This is a genomic window from Microcystis sp. LE19-41.2A (assembly GCF_027530405.1).
GTDB classification, from domain to species: domain Bacteria; phylum Cyanobacteriota; class Cyanobacteriia; order Cyanobacteriales; family Microcystaceae; genus Microcystis; species Microcystis aeruginosa.
In genome coordinates this window covers 1-1,936 of the sequence record NZ_JAPZQJ010000615.1, presented here as the reverse complement: position 1 = coordinate 1,936, position 1,936 = coordinate 1, and the positions used below count along the sequence as shown (strand labels likewise).

Genomic DNA, 1,936 nt, shown 5'->3' with positions numbered 1-1,936 from the left:
CTGTTTTAAGAGAATCTCTGAAAGTGCATTGCTAATCTATGTTAACAAAAAAGTATCGGATAAGTAGGTAGGCACAATTATTTGTAGGATGGGTTAGCGGTAGCGTAACCCATGCGGGCGTTGGGTTTCATGCTTCAACCCAACCTACGTTCATTTTATATTTAATTCCACCCACCCACTCAGCAGTCAACAGCTTACAACTCAGTCCAGAACTTTAAGATTTAATAATGAGAGCGCAATCGCTCCCTGAGAGCAGTTACAATTCCCCTATTCCAATGTTGTTCAGCAACCCAACAGGATTAATAACACATATTTTCCCGCTCAATCATGGCTAAAAAATCGAAGGCATTTAGTGAACTGCTCAGGCTGCAGAAAATGTCCCAAGGATCCGAAAAACCCTTGAAAAGCTTTGAGAAGAAATTAAGAGAAAAGTCCTTGCCTTTCAAGGAAATTGTCGTCTCTCCTTCTGGGGAAGTCACAATGTCGGAAGTTCTGGAGGATTTTATCGAGCCTTACCGCGAATCCAATGAAACAAAGGGATCTATGCGAACACTGCTGACCATAGGGATAATCGCTTGGAATCTGGCGTTGTCCCCCGAGTCAAAGCGGCAAGAGATGATAGACCGAGTTTTTAACAAAGACCTTCTTAAAGGAGATAAAAGGCTCAAGGCGGATATTCAAGGGCTAATCGACGAGCTAATCGCTAGGAAAAACCGTTATTTCTCGGAAAACAAGCGGATGATTGTGGATTTTGAGTTAAAAGAGCTAGGAAGCGAGTATCATCTCTCGGTTGCCTCCAGCTTGTCGCCCGAATTTTCCGAGTCAGAGTTTGCCTTCAAAGTCGGCGACTCGGTCATCGTCAAACAGGGTGTACTTGACCCAGATTTGGGGACTGACATCGGTGGTTGGCAAGGAAGAATTGTGATAATTGAGCGGCAGAGCAATCTCATCGGCATTGAATGGGATAGCATCACCCTGAAAAACATCCCCAGTTCGGTGATTGACCAGTGTGAACTGGAAAACCTAGACTGGGCCCAAATGTACCTCTCCTCAACGGATGTGGAATTAACCCAACCTCGAGATACAGAAGAAGATGTGGCCGCCATCATTGAGCAAATTGAGTCTAACATCGTTGGAGCTATTTAGCAGAAAAGGGAAAGGCGATTCAGGCGGTTGGCCGACGTTGACCCTGAGGATGAAATGGCGGCTTTAGACGCTTGGAAAAAAACACTTGATTCATTACCCTATTGACCATCGAGCAGCGATTTGGAGGAGAGAAATTTGAGATGGATGATTGCCAGAAATACGAGGCTGACTGTCAAAAGATAAGAAAAGCCAATCATGAATTACTAAAGGATTTTGAGGGTTGGCTAGAATCATCAGGCCTGTCCGAAAAAACCATCAATAATCATATTTCAAATATAGATTTTTATATCAACGAATATTTACTCTATGAGGATGCAGTAGAAGCTAAAGACGGGGTAGATATGGTCGGTGACTTTTTGGGTTATTGGTTTATCAAAAAGGCCCTGTGGGCCAGTCAATCAAGTCTCAAGGCTAACGCAGGTAGTCTGAAAAAGTTCTACACTTTCTTACTGGAAAAAGGCCTAATAGATAAAAATGATTTGCGAGAACTTAAAGAAACCATCAAGGAAGAACTGAGTGAATGGCTGGAAACCCTAGAGTGATACGATGACCCATTGACTGAAGATATGTCGGATGTTTGGTAATCTTAACCAAGTGGCAATCCCCCACCCTCTGGCTGAGAAGCTATAATATCATTGTCAGGACACAATAGAACTCTTGCAAATTAATTATATGTTATAATCATGGGTTAACTAATTTTCCCCAAAAAATTAGTTAACCAGTACATTTGTCCTGAATAAAAACTTGAAGTTTAACTTTTAACTCAAAACTCTTTAGATATGCTTTAATT

General features: G+C 41.9%; 2 protein-coding genes. Both read left to right on the top strand.

Features of this window, described 5'->3' with window-relative positions; all coding sequences use genetic code 11:
* Positions 1-327: 327 nt before the first annotated feature.
* Positions 328-1,146 carry a hypothetical protein gene (locus tag O9290_RS25455; RefSeq protein WP_288059800.1) on the top strand — a complete coding sequence of 273 codons (819 nt, stop codon included), beginning with the start codon at positions 328-330 and terminating at the stop codon, positions 1,144-1,146.
* Between the two features lie 140 nt (positions 1,147-1,286).
* Positions 1,287-1,688 carry a site-specific integrase gene (locus O9290_RS25450; protein WP_288059802.1) on the top strand — a complete coding sequence of 134 codons (402 nt, stop codon included), beginning with the start codon at positions 1,287-1,289 and terminating at the stop codon, positions 1,686-1,688.
* Positions 1,689-1,936 lie beyond the last annotated feature (248 nt).